Consider the following 15,127-nt stretch of genomic DNA (forward strand, 5'->3'; position numbering starts at 1 on the left):
TATAATCTAAGGAGGATATATCATGGCAGTACCAAAAAGAAGAACTTCTAAAACTAGAAAAAACAAACGTCGTACGCATTTCAAAATTTCAGTACCAGGTATGACTGAATGCCCAAACTGTGGCGAATACAAATTATCACACCGTGTATGTAAAAACTGTGGTTCTTACAATGGCGAAGAAGTAGCAGCTAAATAATTTTAGTTACTCAATATAAAAAGTCCCGCTTAAAATGATTGTTTTAAGTGGGACTTTTTATATTGCGAAAAATAATTGGCGAACGAGGTAACTGGATACCTCATCCGCCAATTAAAATTTGTTAATTTAATAATTAAATATAAAGACGATTTATTAGTTTTTACGTTTTCTAGGTAATACGAATGCAACGATGCTACTTAAAGCTAGTAATGCCATTAATGGTAATGTCATATCTTTATTTGATTCTTCACCAGTTTGTGGTAATGATTTTGCTTTATTTTCTTGTGTATTTTTATTGTTTTGGCTTTGAGTGTGTCCATCATTTGTGTTTTTAATGTTTGCTTTTTGTAATGGAGCACTATCTTTTGCTTCGCTAGAACCTGCTGAAGTTTGAACAACATCTTTTGTTGTTTTTGATGAAGCAGTTGTTGGTTTTGCAACATTTTGAGTCGTAGATACTACCTTAGTTGGAGTTGTACTACTTGATTCTACTTCACCTTTAGTTGGTTTTGTAGCAGGCGTTTTGTCTTTACCTGACTCACTAGATGCGTCATTTTCTTTTTCAACACTTGGTAATTGTTTATTGTCATCTTTTTGGCTGTCTTGTTTTTGTGATTCTTTTTCAACAGGTGATGGTGTTGGTTTGCTAGGCGTAGCTGGAGTAGCTTCCTTCTTAGCTGAGTTATCTTGTTGTTCTTTTTTGTTAGATTTATCGGTATTGGCTTTTGTAAATGCTTCTTTATCAACGATTCTGACATGGTATTGTCCATCATAATCAATCGTTTTTACGTGAACTTTAACGATAGCATCATATAGAGTTTTACCTTCAACATATGGGAAAATAATTGTTCTAGTATTATTTTTAGCATCTTTGCTTATAGTTCTAACACGTTGACCTTCAACCATGAAATCTTTCCAGTAATCGTCATTAGTAGTTTCCATGACCATATATTTTTTGCCGTTAAGCATACCTGTTTTAATAGGGTGTTTAACAAAAGTATCCATCATAGATTCGTTATTCTCAACACTTTCATAAACAACATATTTTGTATCTTGTAAATCAGTCATTTTTTCATTTGTTGGTTGTACATTTTGGAATTCAGTAATAGCTGATTTCACTTGCTCATCTAAAGCTTTCTTTGTATCCTCTAATTTCTTCTTGTACTCAGCCTTTAATTTTTCAGGAAGTTTATCTTGAATTTTATTTAATTCATAAACTTGTCTTTCTAGTGTTTTCGCTTTTTTATATGGCGCTAATAATTTTTCAGCTTTATAATCTTCTTCAGTTTTGAATTTATCTGCACTGTTATAAATTGGTTGTGCGAATTCCATTAATGTGTAATCGTATTTTTCTTCTTTGTTATTGAAGTGAGTTGAACTTACAATTTTAACGGCTTTTGTTCCATTTGAAACAGAGAAGCGAATGTAAGCGTAATCTTTAACAGTATCGTATGATACTAATTTAATTGGCAACTTTTTGTCACCTTCATAAACTTCAAATTTTCTCCAAAATTGACCTGATTGTAATCCTAATTCAATTTCTGGTTTTGAATCAGTGAAAATAACTCTAGCAGGTTTAACAGAGCTGGCATAATGATAAAATTGTTGCTCACCATTTTCTTTTTTCATTTCAAAATCAATTGGACGAGAGTTTGGTGCGCTATGATCTTTATCTTTTATTGCAGGGTTTTTAATCGCTTCTCTAAGTTCCTGATTCAAAATAGGATATGTATTGTTAGTGGCTTTTGCTGCTGGTTTAACTGCTTTTGTTTCCTTAGGGGCTTTAACTTCTTTAACTTCTTTAGCTTCTTTTGTTTCAGAAGTAGGGGCCTCAACTTCTTTATTAGATACTGAGACAGCATTAGCTACTGGTTTAGTTTCTGGAGCTTTTTCAGATGTTGTTGTTGGACTTGCAACTGCTTCAGTTTTTGGTTGTGCTTCTGTATTTGTACCACCTGTTTCTTCAGCTGCTGCTTGTGCTTCGCCATTTGACATTAATAATAAAAGTGTACTAATCGCTACAGATGCAACGCCTAGTGATGACTTTCTAATTGAATAAAATGATTTAAATTCTTTTTGCTGTTTGTTCATGTTGTAGAAACAACTCCTAATTGTATATTATCAACTGATAATCATTATCAATTGATTACTTGTATTGTACATTGAAATGGTAGTTAATTGCAACATTATTTTATAAAAAAATAACCTATGTTATAGATTATGAAATATCTATGACATAGGTTAAATAAAATTTAAAATAAAAAATATATTAAGTTATGAGTGTGACGATGATTTATTTAGATTCTTTTCTTTTGAAAAGTAATAAAGATAATGAACCTAAAAGGGCAAGTGTTGCGAAGGCAACTGTGCTAATAAAGTTATCAACTGAAGTTAAACCAGTTTTTGGTAATTCTTTAGCTTTAGATGCTTGTTTAGGCGTTTCGTTATGTTTTGTAACTTTGTTAGTTTGTTGTGATTTATTATCACTTACAGCTTGATTGTTGCTTTCAGATTTCGCTGTTGCAACATCTTTAACAGGTGTTTGAACTTTATTTTGTTCTTGAGCAGTTTGTGCTGTTTTAACTGTATGAGCAGTTTGTGTTTTAGTTTGATCTTTTGTTGTGTCAGTACTTACAACTTTAGTAGAGTGATTGTCTTCAACTTTGCTTGTTGTAGTTACAGTAGGTTTAACTTTTTCAACTTTAGGTTGAACTGGTTTAGTTTGCTCAGTAGGTGTTTTAGGTTGAGCTGGTTTTGGTTGAACCGGTTTAACATTGTTTGGTTTTGCTGCGTCAGCTAATGTAGGAATTGCTTTTTCAAATTCCAAATGCGTAGTATATCTATGATTGTAATTAATTTGTGGCACGACAATATGTACTTTAGTAGTTAAGCTCTTATATCCAGGTTCAACTGCAACATTGATTGTTCTAGTATCCGCTTTTTTATTATCGTTAACAACAGTTGTTGCTAATTCTTGATTGTTTGCATTGTAAAATTTGTATTCTTTCCAGAATGATGCATTGTTTAACACGGTTTGGAAATAATATTTATTATTTTGTTTAATTACTTTACCAGGGTGTTGCATATAGTCATCCATGTGTGACTTCTCTGAAGAGCCATCTTTTTGCACTTGGAAATTAATTGGTTGTGATGTTGCTTGAGAAACTTGTGTGCTTTGATTATTAGTTGCGTTCGTAGCTTCTGTTGCCGCATTGACTTGTTGGCTGTCTGCGCCTATGTATACAAGGGAACCTAAAATGATAGATGCTGTACCCATTGTAATCTTTTTCATAGCTGATGAACGTTGTTCTGATTGATACTTACTGTTTAAATAATGTTTTGTCATGTTGTTTTCCTCCTAAGGATACAAATTATGTGTTGTTATATGAGATGATTAACCATTGCAATTGATAATGGTTATCAATTATACTAGCACATCTATTTCCGTATAACAATAATAAATTGATTATAAAATAAATATTGACAATGATAATCATTATTATTTATGATTTTACTAAAGACTTAAAAGCAATCATAAAAAGGAGGATTATGTTTTGAAAAATATTTTAAAAGTTTTTAATACAACGATTTTAGCGTTAATTATCATCATCGCGACATTCAGTAATTCTGCAAATGCCGCAGATAGCGGTACTTTGAATTATGAGGTTTACAAATACAATACCAATGACACGTCAATTGCTAATGACTATTTTAATAAACCGGCAAAGTACATTAAGAAAAATGGTAAATTGTATGTTCAAATAACTGTCAACCACAGTCATTGGATTACTGGAATGAGTATCGAAGGACATAAAGAAAATATTATTAGTAAAAACACTGCCAAAGATGAACGCACTTCTGAATTTGAAGTAAGTAAGTTGAACGGTAAAATAGATGGAAAAATTGACGTTTATATCGATGAAAAAGTAAATGGAAAGCCATTCAAATATGACCATCATTACAACATTACATATAAATTTAATGGACCAACTGATGTAGCAGGTGCTAATGCACCAGGTAAAGATGATAAAAATTCTGCTTCAGGTAGTGACAAAGGATCTGATGGAACGACTACTGGTCAAAGTGAATCTAATAGTTCGAATAAAGACAAAGTAGAAAATCCACAAACAAATGCTGGTACACCTGCATATATATATGCAATACCAGTTGCATCCTTAGCATTATTAATCGCAATCACATTGTTTGTTAGAAAAAAATCTAAAGGCAATGTGGAATAATGAGAAATGTTAAACAAATTGCTACAAAATCTATTATAGCTATTATTAGCTTATGTATACTTACATATACAACAATGATTGGTAGCGTGTTGGCTGATGAGATAAAATATCCATCAGCCAAATTTAATCAACCTGAAGCAAAAGATAAAACAGAATTAACTACATCAATTTTTGATGAAAAGATAAAAGAGAATAAAGCGTTAGAGTTACTAATTTTTAATCAAGAAAATAAAAATGTAACTGAGGAACAACAACTAGTTGACGAAAAGGCGCAATTGATTTCAGATATGACTGGTAAAATTTACTTGCAAGTAAAGCTAAAAGGTCAAATAGATAAAGAACAACTTGTTTTTCAAAATGACAAAAATGAAGAATTTCCTTTTGTTATAAAAGATGAAAAGGATGACACAATAGTAAGAATTTTAATTGAACAGCATATGGATAAAATCAATATGCATGTTAAAACGTTGGCTGAAAAGAAAAATCTAGATAACAAAGAAATGGTGTATTCTATTCATTTTAAAGAGAAAAAAGTACAACATGATGATGCAAAAGAAGTGCCTTCAAAACATCAAAATCAAGAAAATAATCAAGATCAGCTTAAAAAAGATATTGATGACAAAAAAGATAGTCAAAAATCAGATACTAAGGAAAGACGTACTAGCCTTTTTACTGAAAAAGGATTAAATGATATTCCTGTACAAAAAGATAAAGTGCAACAAGACAGTAATAAAAAGATTGAAAATGAGCGACCTAAAGCATCAGGTACATTAAAAGTTGAAAATAGCCCTCCAACAATAAAAAAGGTTGAAAATAATCACAAAGAGCAACCGAAACATAAAGATGAAAAATCAAAAAAGGAAAAGAAAAAAGTAGTTGAAAAAGAAAAAGCGTTACCAGCTTTTAATAGAGATGATGATAGCAAGAATAGTAGTCAATTATCTAGTGATATTAAAGAACTTGATGAACCAAATCATAAAAAGCAATATATGTTATTTGCAGCTGGCATTGTGTTAGCAACTATTTTACTTATTTCGGCACATTTATACAGCAGAAAGAGAGGTAACCAAGTTTGAGAATCATAAAGTATTTAACCATTTTAGTGATAAGCGTCGTTATCTTAACCAGCTGTCAATCTTCCAGTTCTCAAGAATCAACTAAATCCGGCGAATTCAGAATCGTACCAACAACTGTTGCATTGACAATGACATTGGACAAATTGGATTTACCAATTGTCGGCAAACCCACGTCATATAAGACATTGCCTAATCGTTATAAAGATGTACCGGAAATTGGTCAACCAATGGAGCCGAATGTTGAAGCTGTTAAAAAGTTAAAACCAACACATGTTTTGAGTGTGTCAACGATTAAAGATGAAATGCAACCATTTTACAAACAATTAAATATGAAAGGCTACTTTTATGATTTTGATAGTTTAAAAGGGATGCAAAAGTCGATTACACAATTAGGTGATCAATTTAATCGTAAAGCACAAGCAAAAGAATTAAATGACCATTTAAATTCTGTAAAGCAAAAAATTGAAAATAAAGCAGCTAAACAAAAGAAACATCCCAAAGTATTAATATTAATGGGTGTACCGGGTAGCTATTTAGTAGCAACTGATAAATCATATATTGGTGATTTAGTTAAAATAGCAGGTGGAGAAAATGTTATTAAAGTGAAAGATCGTCAATATATTTCGTCTAATACTGAAAATTTGTTGAATATCAATCCAGATATTATTTTACGATTACCACACGGAATGCCTGAAGAAGTTAAGAAAATGTTTCAAAAAGAATTTAAACAAAATGATATTTGGAAACATTTTAAAGCTGTGAAAAATAATCATGTTTATGACTTAGAGGAAGTGCCATTCGGTATTACAGCAAATGTTGATGCTGATAAGGCAATGACTCAATTATATGATTTATTTTATAAGGATAAAAAATAGTGAGTTGATATGATGATAAAAAATAAAAAGAAACTACTATTTTTATGTTTGTTAGTCATTTTAATCGCAACTGCTTATATTTCGTTTGTAACCGGTACAATTAAATTGTCATTTAATGACCTATTTACAAAATTTACAACTGGTAGCAATGAAGCAGTGGATTCAATCATTGATTTGCGATTGCCACGTATATTAATTGCATTGATGGTTGGCGCAATGTTAGCAGTTTCTGGAGCATTATTACAAGCAGCACTACAAAATCCTTTGGCAGAGGCGAATATCATTGGCGTTTCCTCAGGTGCACTTATAATGAGAGCACTTTGTATGTTGTTTATTCCACAATTGTACTTTTACTTACCATTATTAAGTTTTATTGGAGGTTTAATACCATTTTTAATAATTATATTGTTGCATTCTAAATTTAGATTCAATGCTGTAAGTATGATATTAGTAGGTGTTGCGTTATTCGTATTATTAAATGGTGTTTTAGAAATTTTAACTCAAAACCCTTTAATGAAAATTCCTCAAGGCTTAACAATGAAAATATGGAGCGACGTATACATATTAGCAGTATCAGCATTATTGGGATTAATATTAACATTACTATTGTCCCCTAAATTGAATTTACTAAATTTAGACGACATACAAGCGCGAAGTATCGGTTTTAATATTGATCGTTACAGATGGTTAACAGGTTTATTAGCAGTATTTTTAGCAAGTGCAACTGTTGCGATTGTTGGACAACTAGCCTTTTTAGGTATTATTGTGCCACATGTGGTTAGAAAGCTAGTTGGGGGCAATTACAGAGTACTTATTCCGTTTTCTACAGTTATTGGTGCATGGCTATTGTTAGTGGCTGATTTATTAGGACGAGTGATACAGCCTCCTTTAGAAATTCCAGCCAATGCTATTTTAATGATTGTCGGTGGTCCAATGCTAATTTACTTAATTTGTCAAAGTCAACGAAATCGAATCTAAAACGGTACAACAACTGGTTTAGTGATGACTGAAGAAACGTCGTTAATAAAAGAGGATTTTTATGAGAATGAAGCGATTTTTAACTATTGTACAAATTTTATTGGTTGTAATTATTATCATTTTTGGTTACAAAATTGTTCAAACATATATTGAAGACAAGCAAGAACGCGCAAATTATGAGAAATTACAACAAAAATTTCAAATGCTGATGAGCAAACATCAAGAACATGTGAGACCACAATTTGAATCACTTGAAAAAATAAATAAAGACATTGTTGGATGGATAAAATTATCAGGAACATCATTAAATTATCCAGTACTACAAGGTAAGACAAATCACGATTATTTAAATTTAGATTTTGAGCGAGAACATCGACGTAAAGGTAGTATTTTTATGGATTTTAGAAATGAATTGAAGAATTTAAATCATAATACTATTTTATACGGGCACCATGTCGGTGATAATACGATGTTTGATGTGTTAGAAGATTATTTAAAGCAATCGTTTTATGAAAAACACAAGATAATTGAATTTGACAATAAATATGGTAAATATCAATTGCAAGTATTTAGTGCATATAAAACTACTACTAAAGATAATTACATACGTACAGATTTTGAAAATGATCAAGATTATCAACAATTTTTAGATGAGACAAAACGTAAATCTGTAATTAATTCAGATGTTAATGTAACGGTAAAAGATAAAATAATGACTTTATCAACGTGCGAAGATGCATATAGTGAAACAACGAAAAGAATTGTTGTTGTCGCAAAAATAATTAAGGTAAGTTAAACAGAAAAGAGGATAATTATGAAATTTATGGCAGAAAATAGGCTGACGTTAACAAAAGGAACAGCAAAAGATATTATAGAACGATTTTACACGAGACATGGGATTGAAACATTAGAAGGCTTTGATGGCATGTTTGTTACACAAACTTTAGAACAAGAAGATTTTGATGAAGTGAAAATTTTAACAGTTTGGAAATCAAAGCAAGCTTTTACGGATTGGTTAAAATCTGATGTCTTTAAAGCAGCGCATAAACATGTTAGAAGTAAAAATGAAGATGAAAGTAGCCCGATTATCAATAACAAAGTAATTACATATGATATAGGCTATAGTTACATGAAATAATTGAATTTAAAGAGGTTGCAGTACTTGTTATGACAATTGGTATTGTTAGCTTTTGTAACGACCATACATGATACCGATGATGGTCGTTTTTTTAATGAACACAAACATGCTAACAACAAATTGCTAAAACATAGTTTGATTTGAATGTGCTTTGAAAATAATCATCAATTATATCATTTTGATTTATTTTGAAGAAGAAAAGAATTAATAATGATATTTTGGGGCGTATGATTTATAGTAGTAGTATCGATAAAAGAAATTTATGCAATTTGAAATATTATGAGTGATAAAAGCGATTAATTAATATTAACTATACAATCAAATGTTTTCATCTTATTAATGATTAATATTTTTATTTTTAAAAATAAAGCGAGGAGCTATCAATGGAACAAATTACTTCTGCACAAAATAATAGAATTAAACAAGCGAACAAGCTAAAAAAGAAACGTGAGAGGGATAAAACTGGATTAGCTTTAATTGAAGGTGTGCATTTAATTGAAGAAGCTTATCAAAGTGGAATTGTAATTACACAATTATTTGCAATTGAACCGGCAAGATTAGATCAGCAAATTATCGCATACGCGCAAGAAGTTTTTGAAATAAACATGAAAGTTGCTGAATCTTTATCAGGTACAGTGACACCACAAGGGTTTTTCGCAATCATTGAGAAGCCGCATTATGATATTTCTAAAGCACAACAAGTATTGCTCATCGATCGTGTTCAAGATCCTGGAAATTTAGGCACATTAATTAGAACTGCGGATGCTGCTGGAATGGATGCTGTAATAATGGAGAAGGGTACGACAGATCCTTATCAAGATAAAGTGTTGCGAGCGAGTCAAGGTAGTGTTTTCCATTTGCCAGTTATGACACAAGATCTCGATACGTTTATTACTCAATTTAATGGTCCTGTTTATGGTACAGCACTTGAAAACGCAGTGGCATACAAAGAAGTTACTTCAAGTGATTCTTTTGCATTACTATTAGGTAATGAGGGAGAAGGTGTTAATCCTGAATTATTAGCACATACTACACAAAATTTAATCATACCTATTTATGGTAAAGCTGAAAGTTTAAATGTAGCGATTGCAGGTAGTATTTTACTTTATCATTTGAAAGGTTGACCGTGTTGAAAGTTTTCCGATATAATTATAATTAATTGTTTAACAGAACATTTCTACGTGAATGCATACACAATTGAATATAAACCAATAAAAAGGCATGGACATTTATATAAATAATTGTTTTAGGGAGAATAATCGTGACTGCAAGTTATTCCAATTATTTAAAGTCTTTTCACCTTTTTGGTTACTTAAAGAGATTTAAGTCGGAAAGACAATCCGTTATCAATATTAAACAAGTGTATGCTTAGGCATAAATTTGGGTGGTACCACGGAAATGACTTTCGTCCCTTATTTTTAAGAGGATGAAAGTCATTTTTTAGTTAAACAACAAATATGATCAATAGAAAATGAATAGTTCGAATAGGGAGGTCAGTGACATATGTCTGAACAACAAACAATGTCAGAGTTAAAACAACAAGCGCTTGTAGATATTAATGAAGCAAATGATGAACGTGCACTGCAAGAAGTTAAAGTGAAATACTTAGGTAAAAAAGGGTCAGTTAGCGGACTAATGAAATTGATGAAGGATTTGCCGAATGAAGAGAAACCTGCGTTTGGTCAAAAAGTGAATGAATTGCGTCAAACAATTCAAAATGAATTAGATGAAAGACAACAGATGTTAGTTAAAGAAAAATTAAATAAGCAATTGGCTGAAGAAACAATTGATGTATCATTACCAGGTCGTCATATTGAAATCGGTTCAAAGCATCCATTAACACGTACAATAGAAGAAATTGAAGACTTATTCTTAGGTTTAGGTTATGAAATTGTGAATGGATATGAAGTTGAACAAGATCATTATAACTTCGAAATGCTGAATTTACCTAAATCACACCCTGCACGTGATATGCAAGATAGTTTCTATATTACGGATGAAATTTTATTACGTACGCATACATCACCAGTGCAGGCACGTACGATGGAATCACGTCATGGTCAAGGTCCAGTTAAAATTATTTGCCCTGGTAAAGTGTATCGTCGTGACTCTGATGATGCGACACATAGTCATCAATTTACACAAATCGAAGGATTAGTTGTTGATAAAAACGTTAAAATGAGTGATTTGAAAGGCACTTTAGAATTGTTAGCTAAGAAATTATTTGGTGCTGATCGTGAAATTCGTTTACGTCCAAGTTACTTCCCATTCACTGAACCTTCTGTAGAAGTTGATGTGTCATGTTTTAAATGTAAAGGAAAAGGTTGTAATGTGTGTAAACACACAGGATGGATTGAAATTTTAGGTGCTGGAATGGTACATCCTAATGTATTAGAAATGGCTGGTTTTGATTCTTCAGAGTACTCTGGATTTGCATTTGGTATGGGACCAGACCGTATTGCAATGTTGAAATATGGTATAGAAGATATTCGTCATTTCTATACTAATGATGTGAGATTTTTAGATCAATTTAAAGCGGTAGAAGATAGAGGTGACATGTAATGTTGATATCAAATGAATGGTTGAAAGAATATGTAACAATCGATGATTCTGTAAGTGATTTGGCAGAACGTATTACGCGCACAGGTATTGAAGTGGATGATTTAATTGACTACACAAAAGATATCAAAAATTTAGTTGTCGGTTTCGTTAAGTCAAAAGAGAAACATCCTGATGCCGATAAATTAAATGTTTGCCAAGTTGATATCGGAGAAGACGAACCTGTACAAATCGTATGTGGTGCACCGAACGTTGATGCAGGACAATATGTCATTGTTGCTAAAGTAGGTGGCAGATTGCCTGGTGGTATTAAAATTAAGCGTGCCAAATTACGCGGTGAACGTTCAGAAGGTATGATTTGTTCGTTACAAGAAATTGGTATTTCAAGTAACTATATACCGAAAAGTTTTGAATCAGGCATTTATGTTTTTAGTGAATCCCAAGTTCCAGGAACAGATGCCTTACAAGCTTTATATTTAGATGATCAAGTAATGGAATTTGATTTAACGCCGAATCGTGCAGATGCTTTAAGTATGATAGGTACTGCTTATGAAGTTGCAGCATTATATAATACAAAAATGACTAAGCCAGAGACAACATCAAATGAGCTTGAGTTATCTGCAAATGATGAATTGACTGTGACAATTGAAAATGAAGATAAAGTACCATATTATAGTGCACGTGTTGTTCACGACGTGACAATTGAACCTTCGCCAATTTGGATGCAAGCACGCTTAATAAAAGCGGGTATACGTCCTATTAATAATGTTGTTGACATTTCAAATTATGTGTTATTAGAATACGGTCAACCATTGCACATGTTTGATCAAGATGCGATTGGTTCACAACAAATTGTTGTTCGTCAAGCTAATGAAGGCGAAAAAATGACAACATTAGATGATACAGAACGTGAATTATTAACGAGCGATATTGTCATTACTAATGGACAAACTCCAATTGCATTAGCTGGTGTTATGGGTGGCGATTTTTCAGAAGTTAAAGAACAAACATCAAATATAGTGATTGAAGGTGCTATTTTTGATCCAGTTTCAATTCGTCATACATCAAGACGTTTAAATTTACGCAGTGAATCATCTAGTCGTTTTGAAAAAGGAATAGCTACTGAATTTGTAGATGAAGCAGTCGACCGTGCATGTTATTTATTACAAACTTATGCAAACGGAAAAGTGCTAAAAGATAGAGTGTCTTCAGGAGAACTTGGTGCATTTATTACACCAATCGACATCACTGCTGATAAAATTAATCGCACTATTGGATTTGATTTGTCACAAAATGATATTGTTACTATTTTTAATCAACTAGGGTTTGATACAGAAATAAATGATGATGTTATTACAGTGCTAGTACCATCACGTCGTAAAGATATTACAATTAAAGAAGATTTAATTGAAGAAGTTGCACGTATATATGGATACGACGATATTCCATCAACGTTACCTGTCTTCGATAAAGTTACTAGTGGTCAGCTAACTGATCGCCAATATAAAACTAGAATGGTTAAAGAAGTGTTAGAAGGTGCTGGATTAGATCAAGCTATTACGTATTCGTTAGTTTCTAAAGAGGATGCTACTGCATTTTCGATGCAACAGCGTCAAACAATTGATTTATTGATGCCAATGAGTGAAGCGCATGCGTCATTACGTCAAAGTTTATTACCACATTTAATCGAAGCAGCATCATATAATGTGGCACGCAAAAATAAAGATGTAAAATTATTTGAAATCGGCAATGTCTTCTTTGCTAATGGAGAAGGTGAACTACCAGATCAAGTTGAATATTTAAGTGGTATTTTAACTGGAGATTATGTAGTCAATCAATGGCAAGGTAAGAAAGAAACGGTTGATTTCTATTTAGCAAAAGGTGTCGTGGATCGAGTATCTGAAAAGTTAAACCTTGAATTTAGTTATCGTCGTGCTGATATTGATGGATTACATCCAGGTCGTACTGCTGAAATCTTATTAGAGAATAAAGTTGTTGGTTTTATTGGTGAATTACATCCAACATTAGCAGCTGATAATGATTTAAAACGTACGTATGTTTTTGAGTTGAATTTTGATGCATTAATGGCTGTGTCGGTAGGTTACATTAATTACCAGCCAATTCCGAGATTCCCAGGCATGTCTCGTGACATTGCATTAGAAGTAGATCAAAATATTCCAGCAGCTGATTTATTATCAACGATTCATGCACACGGTGGCAATATATTAAAAGATACACTTGTCTTTGATGTATATCAGGGCGAACATTTAGAAAAAGGTAAAAAATCAATTGCAATACGTTTAAATTATTTAGACACAGAAGAAACATTGACAGATGAGCGCGTTTCAAAAGTGCAAGCGGAAATTGAAGCAGCATTAATTGAACAAGGTGCTGTTATTAGATAATGATTTAAACCCCATGTATAAGGATATCTGAAGTAGATTGATATCCTTAACATGGGGTTTTATTTTTGGATTCACCAATTAGGTTTCGATTCATTTAAAAATCAAAGAGGCACAGCGGAATACAGATGATGCTTCTCACAACTGCATATAAAGTCATACTTATGAGCAAAGCAAATTAGTATGACTTACCTAATAGGATTTCCTATTAGGATCCAATTTATCTTGATTTTATAAATCATAGAGGCACAGTGGATTACAGATGATGCTTCGCATCACTGCATATAAAGTCATACTTATGAGCAAAGCAAATTAGTATGACTTACCTAATAGGATCACCTATTAGGATCCAATTCATTTTATAAATCAAAGAGGAACAGCGGAATACAGATGATGCTTCGCACAACTGCATAAAAGCCTCTAATGATTAAAAATCAAAGAGGCTTTAAAATTTTTTGGGCTTTTTCACGATTTTTAAAATGCTTTTTTGAAATGGTATCTAAACGTGAAAGACCGTATTTTTTTATAATTTTTGCGGCAATTACATCGACTTTAGCACCGGCACCTTTAGGAATCGTCATATTAATATATTTTGATATTTGATCCATATATGTAATAAATGCGTATCTAGAAATTATGCTTGCCACTGCAATGGCTAATGACTTCGATTCTCCTTTTGTTTCAAATTTTGTTTTCTTTGGAAGTGGTATATCGGATAATGCGTAATGGCTATACACTTCGCGTTTTGCGAACTGATCAATGACGATATAGTCTAATTGAGACGAATCAATTTTTTCAAGTACATTTTTGATGGCTTCATTATGAAGAACAGCTTTCATTTTTACTTGAGTCCAGCCTTTTGCTTGCTGAATATTATATTTATCATTGTGTAGTGTTAATAGTGAATGTGGGATGAAAGCAACCAATTGCTCAGCAAGTTCTACAATTTTGGTATCGGTTAATTTTTTTGAATCATCTACACCCAAAGTTTTTAAAATAGGAACATGCTCTTTGGTAACAAAAGCAGCACACACAGTCAAAGGACCAAAGTAATCGCCACTTCCAGCCTCATCACTACCAATACAGTTAAATTGATCATACATTAAAGTTTGTTCAAGAGAAGAATTAGCCATATTTTTCTTTTTAGTTTTATTAGTATTCAATTGAGAATGCTGCGGTAGAAGTTCTTTAGACACAGCTTCTGCATGATTACCTTGAAACATGACTTTACCTGATTGGTAAATATTTACAGTTGTATTTTGATACTTTGCACGTGCTTTCATACCTTGAGGTAAATTCTCAGTATCAAAAGTAATGCGTGACATTAATGTCGTTATGTCTTTATCCGACAATTTAAAAACGATATTCGCCATTTGTGTAAATCCTTTCATATAATTTCATTATCATTAGCAAAAATAATCATATCATAAATGATAATAACGTCAGAAACATTTATGTATGTTGTAAAGAATTAATTGCGGATACTTACAAAATACATAGTGGTCATGTATAATGTTTATGAAAATGTTATAGTGACACAATTTAAACATGATAAAGTATTGAATAGAAAATTCTTTACATTATTTCATTATAAAAAGAACATTAAGTCATCTATAGAGATTGTGTTGTTGTTTTATCATAATTGCAATATAACAATATTAGTAT

General features: G+C 31.9%; 14 protein-coding genes. 11 read left to right on the forward strand and 3 right to left on the reverse strand.

What is annotated here, in order from left to right; all coding sequences use genetic code 11:
* Nucleotides 1-22: 22 nt before the first annotated feature.
* On the forward strand, nucleotides 23-196 hold the full coding sequence (gene rpmF, locus NSS86_RS04205; RefSeq protein ID WP_000290472.1) for a 50S ribosomal protein L32: 174 nt from the start codon (nucleotides 23-25) through the stop codon (nucleotides 194-196).
* Between the two features lie 153 nt (nucleotides 197-349).
* Here rpmF and isdB read toward each other — a convergent pair whose 3' ends face one another.
* On the reverse strand, nucleotides 350-2,287 hold the full coding sequence (gene isdB, locus NSS86_RS04210) for a heme uptake protein IsdB (protein ID WP_001041583.1): 1,938 nt from the start codon (nucleotides 2,285-2,287) through the stop codon (nucleotides 350-352).
* A 202-nt stretch (nucleotides 2,288-2,489) separates the two neighbouring features.
* Complete coding sequence (gene isdA / locus NSS86_RS04215; RefSeq protein ID WP_000160859.1) at nucleotides 2,490-3,542, reverse strand: LPXTG-anchored heme-scavenging protein IsdA; 1,053 nt, start codon at nucleotides 3,540-3,542, stop codon at nucleotides 2,490-2,492.
* A gap of 208 nt (nucleotides 3,543-3,750) precedes the next feature.
* Between isdA and isdC the strand changes: the two genes are divergently transcribed.
* From isdC to pheT, 10 genes are all read left to right on the forward strand, one after another.
* Nucleotides 3,751-4,434 (forward strand): heme uptake protein IsdC, encoded by a 684-nt coding sequence (gene isdC / locus NSS86_RS04220; protein WP_000789821.1) that lies wholly within the window; start codon nucleotides 3,751-3,753, stop codon nucleotides 4,432-4,434.
* Nucleotides 4,434-5,510, forward strand: coding sequence for an iron-regulated surface determinant protein IsdD (isdD, locus tag NSS86_RS04225; RefSeq protein ID WP_001246685.1), 1,077 nt, complete (start codon nucleotides 4,434-4,436; stop codon nucleotides 5,508-5,510). Before isdC ends, isdD begins: the two co-directional genes overlap by 1 nt.
* Nucleotides 5,507-6,385, forward strand: a complete 879-nt coding sequence (gene isdE / locus NSS86_RS04230) for a heme ABC transporter substrate-binding protein IsdE (protein WP_001220199.1) — start codon at nucleotides 5,507-5,509, stop codon at nucleotides 6,383-6,385. The genes isdD and isdE overlap by 4 nt, the downstream gene beginning before the upstream one ends.
* 12 nt (nucleotides 6,386-6,397) lie before the next feature.
* A complete protein-coding gene (gene isdF / locus NSS86_RS04235) occupies nucleotides 6,398-7,363 on the forward strand; it encodes a hemin ABC transporter permease protein IsdF (protein WP_000594530.1) in 966 nt (321 codons plus the stop codon).
* Between the two features lie 61 nt (nucleotides 7,364-7,424).
* The gene (srtB, locus tag NSS86_RS04240) at nucleotides 7,425-8,159 is read left to right on the forward strand and encodes a class B sortase (RefSeq protein WP_001242427.1); all 735 of its coding nucleotides are present in this window, start codon (nucleotides 7,425-7,427) and stop codon (nucleotides 8,157-8,159) included.
* Nucleotides 8,160-8,177: 18 nt separating this feature from the next.
* Nucleotides 8,178-8,501, forward strand: a complete 324-nt coding sequence (gene isdG, locus NSS86_RS04245) for a staphylobilin-forming heme oxygenase IsdG (RefSeq protein WP_000670950.1) — start codon at nucleotides 8,178-8,180, stop codon at nucleotides 8,499-8,501.
* A 36-nt stretch (nucleotides 8,502-8,537) separates the two neighbouring features.
* Nucleotides 8,538-8,645, forward strand: coding sequence for a hypothetical protein (locus NSS86_RS04250; protein ID WP_001788617.1), 108 nt, complete (start codon nucleotides 8,538-8,540; stop codon nucleotides 8,643-8,645).
* 239 nt (nucleotides 8,646-8,884) lie between these two features.
* The gene (locus NSS86_RS04255; protein ID WP_000435374.1) at nucleotides 8,885-9,625 is read left to right on the forward strand and encodes an RNA methyltransferase; all 741 of its coding nucleotides are present in this window, start codon (nucleotides 8,885-8,887) and stop codon (nucleotides 9,623-9,625) included.
* 379 nt (nucleotides 9,626-10,004) lie between these two features.
* Nucleotides 10,005-11,063, forward strand: a complete 1,059-nt coding sequence (pheS, locus tag NSS86_RS04260; protein WP_000003566.1) for a phenylalanine--tRNA ligase subunit alpha — start codon at nucleotides 10,005-10,007, stop codon at nucleotides 11,061-11,063.
* Nucleotides 11,063-13,465 (forward strand): phenylalanine--tRNA ligase subunit beta, encoded by a 2,403-nt coding sequence (gene pheT / locus NSS86_RS04265; RefSeq protein WP_000908969.1) that lies wholly within the window; start codon nucleotides 11,063-11,065, stop codon nucleotides 13,463-13,465. Before pheS ends, pheT begins: the two co-directional genes overlap by 1 nt.
* Nucleotides 13,466-13,896: 431 nt before the next feature.
* Here the strand turns inward: pheT and rnhC are convergent, their stop codons facing one another.
* Complete coding sequence (gene rnhC / locus NSS86_RS04270) at nucleotides 13,897-14,835, reverse strand: ribonuclease HIII (RefSeq protein WP_001284282.1); 939 nt, start codon at nucleotides 14,833-14,835, stop codon at nucleotides 13,897-13,899.
* Nucleotides 14,836-15,127 lie beyond the last annotated feature (292 nt).

The sequence above is a fragment of the Staphylococcus sp. FSL W8-0056 genome (assembly GCF_037963075.1).
GTDB classification, from domain to species: Bacteria; Bacillota; Bacilli; order Staphylococcales; family Staphylococcaceae; genus Staphylococcus; species Staphylococcus aureus.

Excerpts from the sequence above, each read along its gene's own strand:
- isdG (WP_000670950.1), top strand. The coding sequence starts at position 8,178 with ATGAAATTTATGGCAGAAAATAGGCTGACGTTAACAAAAGGAACAGCA.
- pheS (WP_000003566.1), top strand. The coding sequence starts at position 10,005 with ATGTCTGAACAACAAACAATGTCAGAGTTAAAACAACAAGCGCTTGTA.
- srtB (WP_001242427.1), top strand. The coding sequence starts at position 7,425 with ATGAGAATGAAGCGATTTTTAACTATTGTACAAATTTTATTGGTTGTA.
- isdF (WP_000594530.1), top strand. The coding sequence starts at position 6,398 with ATGATAAAAAATAAAAAGAAACTACTATTTTTATGTTTGTTAGTCATT.
- isdB (WP_001041583.1), bottom strand. The coding sequence starts at position 2,287 with ATGAACAAACAGCAAAAAGAATTTAAATCATTTTATTCAATTAGAAAG.
- pheT (WP_000908969.1), top strand. The coding sequence starts at position 11,063 with ATGTTGATATCAAATGAATGGTTGAAAGAATATGTAACAATCGATGAT.
- rnhC (WP_001284282.1), bottom strand. The coding sequence starts at position 14,835 with ATGGCGAATATCGTTTTTAAATTGTCGGATAAAGACATAACGACATTA.
- NSS86_RS04255 (WP_000435374.1), top strand. The coding sequence starts at position 8,885 with ATGGAACAAATTACTTCTGCACAAAATAATAGAATTAAACAAGCGAAC.
- isdD (WP_001246685.1), top strand. The coding sequence starts at position 4,434 with ATGAGAAATGTTAAACAAATTGCTACAAAATCTATTATAGCTATTATT.
- rpmF (WP_000290472.1), top strand. The coding sequence starts at position 23 with ATGGCAGTACCAAAAAGAAGAACTTCTAAAACTAGAAAAAACAAACGT.
- isdA (WP_000160859.1), bottom strand. The coding sequence starts at position 3,542 with ATGACAAAACATTATTTAAACAGTAAGTATCAATCAGAACAACGTTCA.